At 63.9% G+C, this 14,721-nt stretch carries 22 protein-coding genes; 7 read left to right on the forward strand and 15 right to left on the reverse strand.

Annotated elements, in window-relative coordinates; genetic code table 11:
* Positions 1-144 precede the first annotated feature (144 nt).
* Both VW23_RS27225 and VW23_RS27230 read left to right on the forward strand, forming a co-directional pair.
* Positions 145-399 (forward strand): DUF6894 family protein, encoded by a 255-nt coding sequence (locus tag VW23_RS27225; RefSeq protein ID WP_069912610.1) that lies wholly within the window; start codon positions 145-147, stop codon positions 397-399.
* 1 nt (position 400) lies between these two features.
* Complete coding sequence (locus tag VW23_RS27230; RefSeq protein ID WP_141728524.1) at positions 401-1,141, forward strand: Crp/Fnr family transcriptional regulator; 741 nt, start codon at positions 401-403, stop codon at positions 1,139-1,141.
* Between the two features lie 16 nt (positions 1,142-1,157).
* Here VW23_RS27230 and VW23_RS29240 read toward each other — a convergent pair whose 3' ends face one another.
* The 5 genes from VW23_RS29240 to VW23_RS27250 form a co-directional block, all read right to left on the reverse strand.
* The gene (locus VW23_RS29240) at positions 1,158-1,298 is read right to left on the reverse strand and encodes a hypothetical protein (protein ID WP_176730505.1); all 141 of its coding nucleotides are present in this window, start codon (positions 1,296-1,298) and stop codon (positions 1,158-1,160) included.
* Between the two features lie 157 nt (positions 1,299-1,455).
* On the reverse strand, positions 1,456-1,809 hold the full coding sequence (locus VW23_RS27235) for a hypothetical protein (RefSeq protein ID WP_069912611.1): 354 nt from the start codon (positions 1,807-1,809) through the stop codon (positions 1,456-1,458).
* A 26-nt stretch (positions 1,810-1,835) separates the two neighbouring features.
* The gene (locus tag VW23_RS27240; RefSeq protein WP_176730506.1) at positions 1,836-2,216 is read right to left on the reverse strand and encodes a response regulator; all 381 of its coding nucleotides are present in this window, start codon (positions 2,214-2,216) and stop codon (positions 1,836-1,838) included.
* 383 nt (positions 2,217-2,599) lie between these two features.
* A complete protein-coding gene (locus VW23_RS27245) occupies positions 2,600-4,159 on the reverse strand; it encodes a PAS domain-containing sensor histidine kinase (RefSeq protein WP_069912613.1) in 1,560 nt (519 codons plus the stop codon).
* Positions 4,160-4,546: 387 nt separating this feature from the next.
* Positions 4,547-5,182, reverse strand: a complete 636-nt coding sequence (locus tag VW23_RS27250; protein WP_069912614.1) for an SH3 domain-containing protein — start codon at positions 5,180-5,182, stop codon at positions 4,547-4,549.
* A 105-nt stretch (positions 5,183-5,287) separates the two neighbouring features.
* Here VW23_RS27250 and VW23_RS27255 point away from each other — a divergent pair, with 105 nt between their 5' ends.
* On the forward strand, positions 5,288-5,467 hold the full coding sequence (locus VW23_RS27255) for a hypothetical protein (protein WP_069912615.1): 180 nt from the start codon (positions 5,288-5,290) through the stop codon (positions 5,465-5,467).
* Between the two features lie 91 nt (positions 5,468-5,558).
* Here VW23_RS27255 and VW23_RS27260 read toward each other — a convergent pair whose 3' ends face one another.
* Complete coding sequence (locus VW23_RS27260) at positions 5,559-5,819, reverse strand: DUF6894 family protein (RefSeq protein WP_069912616.1); 261 nt, start codon at positions 5,817-5,819, stop codon at positions 5,559-5,561.
* A gap of 318 nt (positions 5,820-6,137) precedes the next feature.
* On the reverse strand, positions 6,138-6,452 hold the full coding sequence (locus VW23_RS27265) for a hypothetical protein (RefSeq protein ID WP_069912617.1): 315 nt from the start codon (positions 6,450-6,452) through the stop codon (positions 6,138-6,140).
* Between the two features lie 202 nt (positions 6,453-6,654).
* Here VW23_RS27265 and VW23_RS27270 point away from each other — a divergent pair, with 202 nt between their 5' ends.
* Positions 6,655-6,915 carry a hypothetical protein gene (locus VW23_RS27270; protein ID WP_069912618.1) on the forward strand — a complete coding sequence of 87 codons (261 nt, stop codon included), beginning with the start codon at positions 6,655-6,657 and terminating at the stop codon, positions 6,913-6,915.
* Positions 6,916-7,813: 898 nt separating this feature from the next.
* On the opposite strand, the gene VW23_RS27275 is transcribed toward VW23_RS27270, so the two are convergent.
* The 3 genes from VW23_RS27275 to VW23_RS27285 form a co-directional block, all read right to left on the reverse strand.
* On the reverse strand, positions 7,814-8,377 hold the full coding sequence (locus tag VW23_RS27275; RefSeq protein WP_069912619.1) for an SH3 domain-containing protein: 564 nt from the start codon (positions 8,375-8,377) through the stop codon (positions 7,814-7,816).
* Positions 8,378-8,888: 511 nt separating this feature from the next.
* The gene (locus VW23_RS27280; RefSeq protein ID WP_069912620.1) at positions 8,889-9,380 is read right to left on the reverse strand and encodes a hypothetical protein; all 492 of its coding nucleotides are present in this window, start codon (positions 9,378-9,380) and stop codon (positions 8,889-8,891) included.
* An 871-nt stretch (positions 9,381-10,251) separates the two neighbouring features.
* Positions 10,252-10,434: a DUF3606 domain-containing protein gene (locus VW23_RS27285; RefSeq protein WP_069912621.1), complete on the reverse strand. Its 183-nt coding sequence runs from the start codon at positions 10,432-10,434 to the stop codon at positions 10,252-10,254.
* Between the two features lie 838 nt (positions 10,435-11,272).
* On the opposite strand from VW23_RS27285, the gene VW23_RS28780 reads away from it, so the two are divergent.
* Positions 11,273-11,467 (forward strand): response regulator, encoded by a 195-nt coding sequence (locus VW23_RS28780; protein ID WP_141728526.1) that lies wholly within the window; start codon positions 11,273-11,275, stop codon positions 11,465-11,467.
* A gap of 26 nt (positions 11,468-11,493) precedes the next feature.
* On the opposite strand, the gene VW23_RS27290 is transcribed toward VW23_RS28780, so the two are convergent.
* Positions 11,494-12,135 carry a hypothetical protein gene (locus VW23_RS27290; RefSeq protein WP_069912622.1) on the reverse strand — a complete coding sequence of 214 codons (642 nt, stop codon included), beginning with the start codon at positions 12,133-12,135 and terminating at the stop codon, positions 11,494-11,496.
* Between the two features lie 136 nt (positions 12,136-12,271).
* On the opposite strand from VW23_RS27290, the gene VW23_RS27295 reads away from it, so the two are divergent.
* Both VW23_RS27295 and VW23_RS27300 read left to right on the forward strand, forming a co-directional pair.
* Complete coding sequence (locus VW23_RS27295) at positions 12,272-12,481, forward strand: hypothetical protein (RefSeq protein ID WP_201788106.1); 210 nt, start codon at positions 12,272-12,274, stop codon at positions 12,479-12,481.
* Between the two features lie 94 nt (positions 12,482-12,575).
* A complete protein-coding gene (locus VW23_RS27300) occupies positions 12,576-12,794 on the forward strand; it encodes a hypothetical protein (protein ID WP_069912623.1) in 219 nt (72 codons plus the stop codon).
* A 290-nt stretch (positions 12,795-13,084) separates the two neighbouring features.
* Here the strand turns inward: VW23_RS27300 and VW23_RS27305 are convergent, their stop codons facing one another.
* The 4 genes from VW23_RS27305 to VW23_RS29245 all read right to left on the reverse strand — a co-directional run bounded on the left by VW23_RS27305 (position 13,085) and on the right by VW23_RS29245 (position 14,713).
* Complete coding sequence (locus tag VW23_RS27305; protein WP_069912624.1) at positions 13,085-13,534, reverse strand: SH3 domain-containing protein; 450 nt, start codon at positions 13,532-13,534, stop codon at positions 13,085-13,087.
* A 479-nt stretch (positions 13,535-14,013) separates the two neighbouring features.
* The gene (locus VW23_RS27310; protein WP_069912625.1) at positions 14,014-14,274 is read right to left on the reverse strand and encodes a GlsB/YeaQ/YmgE family stress response membrane protein; all 261 of its coding nucleotides are present in this window, start codon (positions 14,272-14,274) and stop codon (positions 14,014-14,016) included.
* Between the two features lie 11 nt (positions 14,275-14,285).
* On the reverse strand, positions 14,286-14,471 hold the full coding sequence (locus tag VW23_RS27315; RefSeq protein ID WP_069912626.1) for a hypothetical protein: 186 nt from the start codon (positions 14,469-14,471) through the stop codon (positions 14,286-14,288).
* An 83-nt stretch (positions 14,472-14,554) separates the two neighbouring features.
* A complete protein-coding gene (locus VW23_RS29245; protein ID WP_176730507.1) occupies positions 14,555-14,713 on the reverse strand; it encodes a hypothetical protein in 159 nt (52 codons plus the stop codon).
* Positions 14,714-14,721: the final 8 nt, after the last annotated feature.

Raw genomic sequence — 14,721 nt, forward strand, 5'->3', positions numbered from 1 at the left:
TGCCTCGCTGTGACAAGCTCAACGTGCCAGAGCCCCAGCTGATCCATGCTCCATTGGATCTATTGCAGCACACGCGACGGAACGCATACCGCCGCCTTCCGTTTGTCTCGCACACCAGCCAGGTGGGCTTCACGCGAGATGGGCATGATCTACTTCTTCGACGTACGCGACGGGGACGACCTTTCGCATGACGACACCGGCATAGACCTCCCCGATCCTGCTGCCGCCAGGTTGCAGGCGACACTCGCCCTGACCGAGATGGCGCGAGACGACCTGCCGTCCAATGGCGACGAGCGAAAGCTCTCCATTCACGTGCGCACCGCCGAGGGGCCGCAGTTCGACGTGTCGCTCGATTACGAGCTGCAGGTGACGAGCGGCCAAAACCCAGACCAGGACTAGCATGGCCCAGATAGACCCAGACGCCTTCAACCCGTTCTTTTCCATGGTGTCGGTCAGGGACGACCTGTCCGACGCAGAGCACAACGCCATCCTCGCGGCCGCCGGCGCGTCGCGGCGCTTTGCGGCGGGCAAGGACATCGTCACCCAGGGCGACCGCCCCGGCTTCAGCACGCTGGTGGTCAAGGGCATGACGGCGCGCTATTCGACCGTCGAGGACGGCGGGCGACAGATCACCGGCCTGCATATCGCCGGGGATTTTGTCGACCTCCACTCGTTCCCGCTGCAGCTGATGGACCACTCGGTCACCGCCATCACCCCATGCGAGGTGGTGACGTTTCCGCACCAGCAGCTCATGCATATCACCGAGAACTATCCGCACCTGACGCGGGTCCTGTGGCTGCTGACGCTGCTCGACGGCGCCATCCACCGGCAGTGGATGGTGACCAAGGGCCGGCTCACTGCTGACGAACAGATGGCGCACCTGTTCTGCGAGCAGTTCGTACGCGCCCAGATGGCGGGGCTGGCGAACGCCCAAAGCTATCCGTTTCCGCTGACCCAGGCGCAGTTCGGCGATGCCCTGGGGCTATCGATCGTCCACACCAACCGCACGCTGCAGCGCCTGCGGCGAACCGGAGCGCTCGAGTGGGAAGATGGGGTGGTCGAGATATTTGACTGGCCACAGCTGCGCGAGCTGGGACAGTTCGACCCGACCTACCTGCATCTCGAAAAACTGCGGCGCTAGCCGGCGGCGCCGCCGCTCAGTCCTTCGACGGCTTGGTCAATCCCGGCTGCTCCTGCCTGGAGCCGTCGGGGCGCCGGCCCAGATCGTCGATGTTGTCGTCCATCTGCTTGCCCTTGCCGCTTTCGATCGGCTCCGGCTTCGGCTTGTCCTTGCTCATCTGAAGCTCCTCGGTTGCGGGGGAATGCTGCACGCTCAAAAGCACGCGCCGCACCCGATGGATGCGGCGACCAATTTTGGCAGCGTCGCGCTCTTGCCGGCGCTGAACCTGAAAGCCAACGCCGATAGGGGGCGTTCGTTCCGTCTGAGGTCCTGCCTTACCGGCCCGCGTTGCCGCCGCTTCTGGAAACTGCCTCGAGCTGGTCGATCATCCGGCGGAAGGCCGCGTCGACATCGAGGAGACGGCTATGGTCGGGCTCGCCCTTGATCGCCGTGCGAAACTCGCTGTGCCGGCGACGGATCTCGGCGAGCAGCGCACCGGCCTCGAGCCGCGCCAGATTGCGCTCTTCCGGTGTGCCGTAGAAGGACGCGGCGAGGCCACGCAGCCGCGCCGCCTTGCCGTTCCAGTGCTGCAACTCGCCGATGAAGGGTTTGAGGGTGCCATCGGCCCGCCTTCTCGCCACCACGCTGGTCTGCGAGTTGCGGTGCTGCATTGTGTCGGTGGCCGTCATGGATGGTTCTCCGTCGTGGCGTGAGGTCATTCGGCCTGGTAGGCGCCCGGTGCGATCGCCAGTGTCGCTACGGCGGCCAGCAGGTCCTGGTCGCTGAACGGCTTGGGCATCACCCTGGCGTTCGGGAAGTGCTCGAACACCTCTTCGCGGCTGGCGGCGGTGCAGAAGATGAAGGGAATGCCCTGTTGCGTCAGCCTCGCCACCAACCCTTCCGGCTCGGCGTGCTGCAGGCGGAAATCGATCAGCGCCAGGTGAACATCCTTCCGATCCAGAAAGGCGAACGCCTCGTCGGGATCGGTGGCGATAATCACCCGGTAGCCGGCATTGAGCAGCGGCGCCTCGATAACCGAGGCGATGAGGTAGTTGGTCTCGACGACCATGGCCGTTAGGCCGAATTGATGTGTCATGTATGCGCCAAACGCAGGAGGACCCATCCACCCCAGTGGTGGATCGGCAGGCTCGATGCGCTTCGCCAGGACGCCCGGTTGCAGCGATACTAGTGGTGCCCGCAGGGCACCGGCTCGACCGGTCAATGAACCCTAGGCCCAAGCGTCGCCCAGCGCATTAACAAAAGACATGTGCCGGGAACGAGAGCTGCACGTCTGGGTTACCTTCCTCACCGGCGAGGAGGAAACATCCGTGGCAAAGCCGCCGAAACGTCCGCCCGACCAGGCCGCTCCCAAGCCCAGGCGGCAAGCACCCGACATCAGCGATCTCGAAAAGCCGGCCAAGGCCCATCCCACAGACTGGCCCCCGGCAGCACGGCCAAAGGGCTGAGGGGGCCGCGCGATCAGAGTGCCGGAACTGCCACTGGGTCGGCGGCCGAGGCGGCCGCGATCGTGCTGGTGATGGCCGCAGCGAGATCCTGCTGGCTGAACGGCTTGGAAAGCCGCGGCAGATCGCGCGCCGCGCTGTCGCTGAGCTCGGAATAACCGGTGGCCACAAGGATGGGAATGTGCGGCCAGGCGGCCCGCACTTTCTGGGCCAGTTCCGCCCCGGTCATTTTCGGCATGCCCTGATCGGTGATCAGCAGGTCCACCGTCTGCCGCTCCAGCGCCTCGAGCGCCTCGCGGCCCGAATGGGCCTCCACCACCTCATGGCCAAGCTCTTCGAGCATTGCCACTGTGTTCATCAGGACCAGCGCATCGTCATCGACGGCGAGGACGCGCAGCGCTTGTCGACCCTCCTTGGGGCGGGAGGCCGGAGGGGCGACAGTCGCAGCCGCCTCGGCGTCCGTTACCGGCAGCCAGATCAAGGCAGTCGTGCCGACGCCGACCTCGCTTCGCAGTTCGAGATAGCCGCCCGATTGCTGAGCCAGGCCATGCACCATCGATAGGCCGAGGCCGGTGCCTTTGCCGACGCCCTTGGTGGTAAAGAACGGTTCGGTCGCCTTGGCGAGCGTGTCGCTGTCCATCCCTTCGCCCTCGTCGGCCACGCTGAGCACGACGTAGTTGCCGGGACGGTCGCCTGCCTTTTGCTGGGCGGTGATGCGCACTGTGCCGCCATCGGGCATGGCATCGCGCGCGTTCACCGCCAGATTGAGGATTGCCGCCTCGAGCTGCGAGATATCGGTGCGCACTGCCGGCAGGGTCTCCGGAAACTCGGTGCGAATCAGGATGGCCGGCCCCAGCGAGCGCTCCAGCAGTTCGCTCATCCCCTCGACGGCGGCCTTGAGGTTGACCGCACCCATCTTGAGTTGCTGCCGGCGGGCAAAGGCCAGCATGCGCTGGGTCAGCACGGCGCCGCGGCGCGCCCCCTTCAGCGCGTTGTCGATGAACGGGCTTATGCTGGGGTCGGCATTCATCCGGCGCTGCACGATTTCGAGGCTGCCGATGATCGCCATCAGCAGGTTGTTGAAATCGTGCGCCACGCCGCCGGTCAGCTGGCCGATCGACTCGATCTTCTGCGATTGGAACAGCGCCTCGCGGGCGCGTTCGAGTTCCAACTGGGTCTGGTGGCGCTCGGTCAGGTCGCGGGTGATCTTGGCAAAGCCGACAAGGTTGCCCTCGGGATCGAGGATGCGGTCGATGACGACATGCGCCCAGAACTGGCTGCCATCCTTGCGGACACGCCATCCCTCATCTTCGAAGCGGCCCACGTCCGCGGCGCGGCGCAAGTTGATCTCCGGCCGGCCGACGGCCCGATCCGCGTCGGTGTAGAAGATTTCGAAGTTCCTGCCGATGATTTCGCTGGGCCGATAGCCCTTGAAGCGTTGCGCCCCGGCGTTCCAGTTGGCCACGATCCCGGTGGGGTCAAGCATGTAAATCGCGTAGTCGCTGATCGCCTCGACCAGCAAGCGATAGCGCCCATCGTCGGTGAGTGAGGCATCGAAATTGTGAGAATTGTTCATCCAGCCCGCCCGCCGACAACAATGCCGGTCGATAGTAACTTGCGGCGAGGGCTTTGGTTGCCACAGGCAGCAATGAAAGGGACCCCGACCTTTGCGGGCCGAGATCCCTTTGGTGCACGACGATAGGGGCGTATCGTCGTGGCATGATGAATCCAGGGGGATGGGCTCATCGTCCGCATGACGCGGATGTGTAGATAATGCACCGGACGCGCTTCGGTTCCCGTCGGCAGCTAAACTTCGACTGAAGGCATCAGTCGAGGCCTCGCTACTGGATTGGAGCGATCCGGCGTGCATCCTGACATGCAGCGATGCCCGCCGGATCTTGGCCCCCGGAAGGGATCCGGGAGCTTCCGGTACAGCGCCCGCTAGCGGCGCCAACCGTTGCAGTTAGTTCAGGCGGTCGAGATAGCGGCAGGTTCGAATCGTCTCGCGCTCCGAGCCGTAGTCGAAGATGGCCCGGCGGTCGTTCGGGCCGTCGTTTCGCTCGGCAACGCGGCGTGACAGGATCTGGGCGCGCTGCACATCGGCATCGCGGCCGGCAGCCACGTCGTCGCGGCTGAAGAAAGTGACAAGGCAGACCACGTCGCCACGATCGCGGCCGGGGCGACCCATCATCAAGCCGTCGCGGAAGCCAAACAGGCCGTCGCCAAAGCCAAAGCCGAACCGCACGTTGACGTCGGGCGCACGGCCGATGAGCCGCGGATAGCCGTCGTCATCGTCGACGTTTCTGGCAACCCGCACGCCGCCATCGGGTGCATTGTAGTAGTCGGCGGCGTTGCCGTTGTCGGCGAGCAGCTTGGCCGAGACCCAGCCGTCCGGGCCCGAGTGGTCGATCAGGCACCAGCCATTCGCGGCGCACTGGGTCACCGTGACGCCTTCGCCCGCTGCGAGCGTGTCGACTACGCCAAACGAAGCCCCCGGCCCCGAACGGACATTGGCGCCACTGACGGCCTCAGCCGCAATGGCGCCAGTCGACAACAACCCGACGAGGAGGGCCGAGCCGAAAAGTGGAGGAAGTTTCATTACAGCGCATCCTTGTTCAATGAGGTCTCGTCCGCCGCGACGACTTAACTTCGGAGGAAGCTCGCAGTTCCGCTCGGAGAAGGCTTACTCGGCCTGCCCTTTCGGATGGGTTTTGCCACCGGCCCGCTAGCTCCAGCCCAGCAGCAGAGCGACAGGAGTCACGACCGCCGCCAACTGCCCACCAGCGAGGCGCAGTCCAGCGTCGAAACTTCCGTCCGCGCCGGCGCCGGCGCCATCCACCTCACCTCGATGGTCCTGACGGCCGGCTGGTTGCGCGGCAACTAGCTCCCCTTGAATTGGCGCGATTGCCGTCTTCGGTCGGCGCCCCGCTCTCCCCGACACGCAACCCCTCGTGCCCCGACGCTTTGGGTCGAGATCAGTTCACCACCGAGGGATCGCTGAGCGCCGGTCCGGAGGACGTGCCGAACTCCAGCTGCACCGTGAAGGCGACCTCGTTGCGGATCCTCACCCTGATCATCAGCTCCTTCGAAGGGCCATCCGATGGCAGCAGTTCGCGCGCCAGTTCGGTCAGCGCCAGCACGGCCTGGTGACGGGCCCGACCGTCACTCGCGCACTCCGCCCCAAGATCGTCTCGCGCCCAGTGATCGCCATCGAAAATATCGAAGTAGTACCGCATGTTGGCCTCCGCTCGTGATGGAAGACGTGGCATTGGCAGCTTGGTTGCAAAACTTTCGTCCGCGAGTGGACACGAACTCTTTCAGCGGAGAGAAAGGGCCGTACGGTGCGATCCGATGCACCGGGCCAAGGGAGACGCTGCAAGGGCGGCAACTGGATGCCCGCACCGAAGGATGAGCACCCAGCCGACCCGCCGAACGCTGTGGACGCGAACGAGCCGCGGCTGAATACGCATTAGTCAGCGCTTCTGCCATAATTCTTGCGGGTTAGTGCATGTGGCCTACGACCCACTCCGTCAGGGTCAGGTGAGAGCCACGCGCTACCGCCTCAGAAGACTGTCGAGCGCCGCCAGATAGTCGACGACCGCCGGCATGTCGGCAATGTCATCCATCTCGAGAATGAAGGCCTGGCGCGCCATCTCGATTTCCGTTCGGAGCGCGGCGAGCTGCATTTGGCCGATAGCGAGGGCATCAGCCGATTGGTGCCGAGAGTTGTGCAGCGCACGCAGCTGCAGCGACTTGCTCTGCCACCGCTTGAGCTCGCCGAGATACGGAGCAACACGCTCCCTCGCGAGTTTCCGCTGGCTGATGATGGGGTTCATGATGCGCGAGCGCGACGAGTGTTCTTGATGCATTTTCTGGCTCCCTCAGGCCCCCAAACTTCGTCGAGGGGGACGGGTTCCCTGGATCGCCGCATCTCGTCGTCATGGCGCGTCTGGACGTGGGTGGGATGGCCGACAGACCCTGCGTTGACCGGCTGTTCCTGGTTCATCACCGAGGTCAGGGAACTGGAGGCCAGCGAGAACATTGTGGTCTCCTGCAACCAGGAGATGGACGATGCGTGATGCAGCAATTGCAGGACCTGCCCCAGCCGAAATCGTCGCCTTGGTTCGGTTTGCCGAGCACGGTTCGGGGTTGCCGCCGCACTTGACCCTGCCGTTGATTTCCAAGGGTTGGATAACAATAGCCGCCGACGGGAGCGCACTCCTTACGCTCGCCGGCCGGGTGCTGGTCGACCAGGCGCAGACCGTGGACATCGAGAGGCTGGCGGCCATTCCAGCCAACCCGGCAACTTGGGGCGCTTCTCAGGTCGCTTGATACCTCCCCCTTGCCTGGACTTGGAGTTCGGGCGCCCAGTCCTGAGCCGGAGGGGGGTGGCGGCACCGCTGTGGGGCGGAGATGGTCTTGCGATGCCGCCGAGTCGGGCGAGGGTTATCAGCCGACCAACGCACTATACCTCACGAGCGATGACAGGCGCCTGACTCAGCTTCTCAGTGAAACTGCAGCTTCGGCCACTGCCCTGTGATCACGTCGAATGCCGCAACGGCAACAGTCACCGTCACCTTTGCTGACATTCTAGCGACCTTTGGCCCCCCTTGCGAAGCCCCTCCACCTGCGCAAAAATCAGCCGATCTCGAGCGCTGGCCGCACATCGTGAACGAGCTAGGTCTGCTCGCAACCTCAGGTGAGAGGCGGTGCTTAGGGGCAGGTATGGCGTGGGCTGGATGGTCACGGCGTGGGCGGCGCTCGTAGCCGTAATTGGGCTATGTATCTGGGGCGGCTTTCTGATCGCCGCTATGCTCTAGTTCGGCCTGTCGCGAACGTTCACGCCGAAGTTCGGATCGATGTGTCGACCTTGGACATGGGTCGATCATCTGCCGACATGGCGCAGCTGGCACGCACATGTCGCACTGTTGCGGCCTCAGCTTGGCAGCGCAACGGGGTGGCTAAGCCAGTCAAAGAACTCGGCGTCGCAGGTTCGCGGGCCTAGGGCACATAGTCGGGCCTCCCCGATCCACCATCGCTGCTGACTGCGGGCGTACGCCGCTGCGCCTTTTGCATGTCGGGACCGGAAGGCCTTCTCGCGCTGTCGCCAGAGGTTGGCCTCACGAAGCGCCATCACAACCCCGGACTTGCCGTTGGGTTTAGCCCAGATCGGCGGAAGAGGCTTGGTCATGGACGTGCCTCGCAGTGCGCGAGCTCCAGTCGCCCGCCCTCAGTCCGCTGGGCGCAGCAGCTTGGCGTAAACCCAGCCCATCCGGTCGCCGCCGGCCGTAATCAGCACCCAGCCGCCATCATCCTTGATCACCGTGACCTGTGTCCCACTCTTGAGGGCGAACAACTGCGGAGTGGTTCTCCGCGGCCCGCTCCTGACGCGGAGGGACTCCACCGCGACCGTGTGCGTGAAGGTCGGCGCCGGCAGCGCCTCCAGCGGTAGGGCTGGCATTTTGGGGACTCGCGTCGCCACCGGCACCGATTTCGCGATATCAAGAACCTCGGCCTTCACCGTAGGCATGTAGGCAATGTAGCTGGGCAGTCGTTTCTGAGCTTTCACCGGGGTCATGGCGGCTACTTTGGCAACCGTATCCGCGGTGAAGCTCAAGCCACTGACCGTCATTGCCCCGGCGAGCAGCGCGACGGTTGAGAACAACGCGAGAGACACAATGGTGCGAGCCAGTTCGGACTCCGTCTTGCAGCTGAGCGACGGTCGGATCCCGTCTGATAGCGGGCTTTGCTGTTTCCAACCGTCGCTCGCCGAGAAACAATCTCGCGCGGACACTTGCGTTCCCTATGGCGACTTCAGTCGCCATACCCGACTGCAATGCGAGCTACCTCTGTTGAGGTGATCCAGACGCTCGCAGGTTTCTCGACGTTCTGCTCCTTTGGCCGCCGCGCGAAACCAGATCAAAGAACGGCTGACCCGGCGGGAACTTCGCTGCTATTATCTCCCCTTACAATCACCCCGACGTGAATAACGCTGGCGAGACGCAAGGTCAGCTATAGGATCGTCATGGCAACACATACTAGACCACTGCATCGCTACGTTTTGAACGAGCCGTCGCGGCCACATCTGCACATGACGCGCAAGGCTTGGACCTGGCTCGGATGCATCGGCTTCAGCGCGGTTGTTTGGGCGTCGATCATCAAGCTCGGGTTGGATATGCTCTGACGGACACCGAGGTGTCGTCCCAGGCCCGGCGGGACACACGCCTTCGTAGTCTGCGCTCGCCTGCTGCTGCGGGCGGTATGGTCCGCAGGATCGGCCCGGCTCCAGGTGGCGCCGGGTTGAGCTAGTCTTCCCGCGGGGCGGTGAGGCTGTCTTCCATCCGTTCGACAATGGCGTCGAAGCGCTGTCGGTCCGTAGCCGGGTAGCTCGCTTCGAAGGCAGCAAGCTGCGACAGGTCGGATGAAAACATGAACTTGGCGTAGAAGATCAGGTCATCACCTCTTTGCTGATCGGCCTGGTAATAACCCGACACCGCCAACCAGGAGCTGCCGCTCCGGCTGTAGGTGATCTCGCGGATACGTTCCGCCTCGGCGAGGACCTGCTCAAAGCCGGCGGGTGAGCGGCGTCCGGCATTGCTGGCGCAGTAGATATCGATCTGGCCTGCGCCACCTTCCTCGATGAGGGTAAGACCTGTGTCCGTGACCGTGATGTCAAAGCCTGCCGCCGGATGTTCGACGGCGTAACCACAGACAGGGTCCCGATAGGTGGTCCACTCCTCCTGGCCCTGAGCCGTGCCAACGATCAAGCTGAGCAGAAGAACGAAAAGCGCGCGCATGGCTCGGGTCCGATCCTGAGAGAGAGCCTCTCTCAACGAGACTTGCGGCCATGCGTTCCGGCTTGCGAGCCCGAGGAACATCTCCCCTGGCGTGGTCCGAAGCTGGTACAGCCGGCACGCCGTCGGCGTCGCATCAGGTGCCTTGAATGAGCATCCCGAGCCCAACGCCGACGGCGGCGGCGGCGATCATCAGGAACAGGAATGTCGGAAAGACCCACCATTGAAGCTTCGGTTCGTTCATTGCCTCACCCTGTGAGAGACCGCGTGCCGAGCCAGGGCCGTCAGCGAAGGAGTGGCGGCACCGCCGTGGGCGAATTAGTTTATCGCGGTGCCGCCTTGCCGGATGAGGGTTTGGTCAACCGGGCAGCAGCGTCATACCCCACATGCGATGACGGGCAACTGACGTTGCTTTCAGCGAAATTGCAGCTTCGGCCAATGGCGCGACCTCCATTTGGTCAGCCTCACTGCCAATCAAATGTGAATTTCAGGCGTGCACCACTGAGGCACAATGCCCCTTCGCCGGTCGCCGCCGGTGACTGTTGAGCCGGGAGCTTCGGGAGGGGTGCTGCCGGCTCATTTTTTTGCCGGAGAAGCGAGTGGCCCGGGCCGCTTGCGAGCTTGGATTTCGCTGTCGGGCGGCTCTGCAGCAATTGAGCGGTTGGTGTGATCGAGCTGGGCAGACCGCAATCCCTCGTGGCTTGTGCCCGTTTCAGACCGGGGCATATCGTCTTGAACTCCATTGTCCCGGAGTCTTCCCAAGTCCGAAAAGCCCTATGGTTCGACCCGGCACGCTCTCGAGCTTCGAGCTCGGGACCGCGCCATCGATGGCACTGCAGACAGTGCGTATCCCGTTGCCGCTCCCCTGCATCGTTCAAGCGGAACGTCTTGCGATCTCATCGGCGCGGTCCCGGCTGCCGCCAGCTTCGGCGATGATTTCCAGGGCGCGCTGCGCGCTGATGCCGTGCTTATGGGCGAAGTCGTTTACTTCATAGTCTTCGCTCTGGGCCACACGCGACCGATCCGGGCGGCCTACTTTCTTTTTGTCGTCAGCCATCGAGGCCTCCCTAGTTGATGACGCACAACGTTGGGATCAGCGATCAGTTTCTTCTCGCAGCCGAGGAGGCCGGGGCGCCAGCCGCTGTCGGAACCATCGCCGGCAGAGAAAATTTAGCCAGCGTCTGAGTGACGACTCCCTTCGCTTCAGACCTCGCTGTGCCGCCGGACCCCTACTGCACCTACGAGTGGGGGTCCGGCTGCTACTTGTCGGTCTGCAACTTCCGGGCCGACGCCCCCCTATTGCGACGGAGTGGCCGGCACGATCTCTCCCATCGGGCCCGCCGGACCGATTGGCCCCGCGTCCCCCTTTGGACCGGCCGGGCCGACACTGCCTCGCGGACCAGCCACGCCCGGGTCGCCCTTCGGGCCGGCAGGTCCGACCGGACCAACATCGCCCTTGGGTCCAATCGGGCCCGCGTCTCCTTTCGGACCGGCCGGACCCGTCGGGCCGACATTGCCTTTCGGACCGATCGGTCCGGAATCACCCTTTGGGCCAGCGGGGCCAACCGGCCCGGTGCTCCCAGCCGGCCCGACCGGTCCGGTTTCGCCAACGGGGCCGGCGGGGCCTGCGGCACCGGTGTCACCCTTTGGACCAGCGGGCCCGACATCTCCCGTCGGACCAGCAGGCCCGGCAAGCAGTTGGACTGCCTCGATGTCGGAGGATCTGGCTCCGCCGAAGGCGTTGACGATCGTCCCGCCGGTAATGCTGTTCCAGATCAGCAATAGAATGAAGAAAATCAGGGCTCCGACAAAGCCCGGCAGCACTCGGCCGACCCACCACTCGCGATCCATGGCAACCTCCCGTTTGGAGCAAGCCTGTCACGACGCGGCCTCCAGTGCATATCAGTTTGTTAAGCGATCCACCGTGGCGCGCTTTCGACGTGGCGCTGGGTCTGCTCGACGGCAGTCGCATGGATGCGGCCTTGCTCGACGTGAATATCGGCCTGCCGAGCACGCCAGTCGCCAGGCGTCTCCAGGATCTGGGCATCCCGATCGTCCATGATCAACGGGCGCTGAAACGCCGCGCTTGACCTGTCGCGAGCGTTTTGGTCCCGGCTCAGCGCAATAGCGTGTCGCGCTCGAACTCAGCCCAGCCGCGCAGCTTGAAGCGATCCTCGTCGACTTGAGCCGAGGGCTCGCCGTCAGGCTTGCGGGGCGCGGGCTCACGGGCGGTCTTTCGCGCCCTGGTGAGTTTCGCCTTCCAGGCGGCGTTGCGCCGGTTCTCGGCGGCCGTCACCGCGTCGTCCTCGCGCCAGGTGTCGATCAATCCGTGGTCGAGAATGTCTTCGACCACTCGCGGGTCGAACACGTGAAAGGTCACCTTCCTGGCGCGGCCGCGCAGTTTCACGCTGCGGGTGCCGGCGCTCGGTAACCGGCCGTCCTTCAGCCAGCGGTGGCGCTCGGTGGTCGAAATGCCCAGGATATCCTCGATCTCACGCGGGATCACCGGCAGGCTCTCGATGCCCTCGAGGGCTCGGGAGACAAGCGCAGATGTCGCGGCAAACTGCTTTGCTGCGGTTTGCGGCATGCGAAGCGCCAGTTCGCCCGCTTTCAGCGAGAGCGACTTCCTGGCCGCTACCGGGAGGCGGGCGCGAATTTCGAGATAAAGGCCTTTGGATCGGATCGACGAGCCCAGCCTCGCAGCAAAGGGCAGCGTCCATTGCTCGACCAACTCAGCGCCATTTGCGTCCTGATTCATCTGCCTTTGGTAGGCTTTCCCGTGTGGCGCCACAACGACACGATCATGTCGTCGGCGAGATGCGAGCAAATTTCGGGGGCGAGCAACCTTTCGCAAGCGAACGTCATTGGTGTTGCTCAACAGCGAGGCTGACACAATGCGCCTGGATGCTCCCCCGCCCAAGAAACCCAAAGCCGCATTTCGCGACGGCAAGGCCGTCGGCACCCGCGAAAGCGATGTGCAGATTCGCGCGGCTGGTCCCGAGGAAATGCGCGATCGCCCCAGGCGACCATGGACGGTGCTCGACGAAGCCTCCGACGAGTCGTTTCCGGCCAGCGATCCACCAGCCGCCAACCGCTTCGACTGAGCGCTCAGCGCCCGCGAAACAGCGCGCCTTTGTCACCATCTGCGTTCTCGCACGTTGAGACAGGCGCGGCATTGGGCTCGCGAGGAGACTTCCGATGTCGATTGAGAATGATCTGGTTTTCTACAGCAGTGAAAATGGCGACCAGTGGCTGCTGGTCGGCGGGCATGACGGCTCCACCGTGCGCCATCAGCCCAATGCTTCGTCGGGCGGCAATCCGCGAGACATGCCGCTCGAGGAGTATCTGCCGCGCGAACAGAACACCCCGCAGGGCCAGGCCCTGCGGACGCTGCTGCAGGCCCATGGCCACATCTAGCAGATGCGTGGCCACATCCAGCAGGTGCGTCAAAGCGGCCCGGTATGAGGTGCCTCCGGGCTAGCCCCTTTCTATCGCCAGCCGAGCAGCAGTGCGATGGGCGTCAGGATAGCTGCGACCACCAGGATCCAGAACAGCAGCTTCATCACGGGTCTCAGGGCTCCTCCCCGGCCATTGCTGCTGTGGCCAGTTCCTTGCTTTGCTGAGGTTCGGCGGCGGCCGGGCCTACCGAGGAGTGGCCCAGCCGCCGCCTTCGGATGCTCGCTCGAGCATCGGGCGGGCAGTGCCCGCTATCCCTGCGACGCGACGCTGGTTTGGGCTGGTTGGAGCAGCTTGGCATAGACCCAGCCGGTACTAGCATGGCCGCCGTCGATCAGCGCCCAGCCCCGCACCTCGCGCGTGACGGTCACCGGCGAGCCGCCCTTGAGAACGAATACCTGTGGCATGGTATTGTGCGGCCCATTGCGAACCCGGAGCGCTTCCACCGCCACGGTGTGGGTGAAGGCCTGCGCCGCTTGCCTGGCGTGCAGACCATCGGCCGGCTTGCCGCGTACCACCACGGGAACTGACCGAGCGACGTCCAGAGTGCCGGCGTCGGCCGCCGGCAATACTGCGACATAGCTCGGCTTCAGGTTGGACCTGATGGGGGCCGACACCGCAGCCTCAGCGATCCTGTTGAGAGTGAAACTTGCGCCGGCATAGGTCACCGCGCCGGAAAGCAGGGTAACGCTGCCCAGCATGAGGGGCAGGCAGGACGAAGCGAGCCATTTACAGCTCCATGTTCTTGGGCGCGACGTTGCGCACCATTCTACCCCTCGACCCTAGCACCCATGGCTTGATAGCCCCCTGACCGCTGGAGTCAGCGTCTTTGCCGAAAGCCACCGCTTCGACCAGTTCCAACGCGAGCAGTGGGATCCGGCACGAATGACCGGACAAGAAAAAGCCCCGCCTCGGAGATGAGGACGGGGCTTTGGGCCGGGCTTCGCGTTCTTGGGGGCGCTTTTACCTTGGCCAGAAAAGGTCTGATAGCTGCGTCTGGCTCGCCTGAACCGGGCTCACCCGAAGAAGCTGTAGGCCGCGAAAAAGATCGAGAGCGAGCAAGCGTAAAGGGTCAGCAGACTGATCGCGCGCATTCGCGGGCTCCGTGGCATTGCGGGAGATTTTGGGCTTTACGGGAGATTTGGATGCGTCGGCGACGACCGCCGACGCATCGAGAGCGCTAGGCGGCGCGGCGGCCGCGAATGGCTCGCCAGATCGCGATCAGCAGGCAGGCGCCGACAACCGCGACAATCAGCTGGCCGACGATGCCACCCATGGTGGCGCCGAACAACAGCATCAGGATGAAGTTGCCGACCACTGCGCCGACAATACCCATGACGATATTCATGAGCAGGCCCTGGTTGGAGCCCATCATCTTTTCAGCGATCCAGCCGGCCAGTGCGCCGATGATGATCGCCATTACCCATCCAATGCCTTCCATGGCTATTCTCCTTACTGTCCGTCCGGCACGACATCGACCTTCACGGCCGGCACGTCGACATCGACCGTGCGGGAGCCGCCGTTGCCGTTGAAGAAGACGAAATAGGCGACGATCACCACAAAGGCGACAAGCAGGATGCCGGCAATGATGCCGCCGCTGCCACCGCCGCCGGTGACGATTGTTTCGCGATCAGCCATCTTGAAAACTCCTCACAAATGGACTGCTCAATGAACGTCGTCCATTCGCCTTCAGTTCCAAAAAGATGAATAATTTAAATAGCTTACAGGACGCTGACAGCCTGTGTCAGCAGATTTGCAGGAAGCGGACGGGCCAGCGGCATCTGGTAGTCCAAAGCAGCTGGTGGAGTGCCGCCGTCGTCGACGACGGCGGGCATGTGGGGGACGTCATCCGTCTCGAGGATGAATGCCTGGCGCATCATCTCGACCT

The sequence above is a fragment of the Devosia insulae DS-56 genome (genome assembly GCF_000970465.2).
GTDB classification, from domain to species: domain Bacteria; phylum Pseudomonadota; class Alphaproteobacteria; order Rhizobiales; family Devosiaceae; genus Devosia_A; species Devosia_A insulae.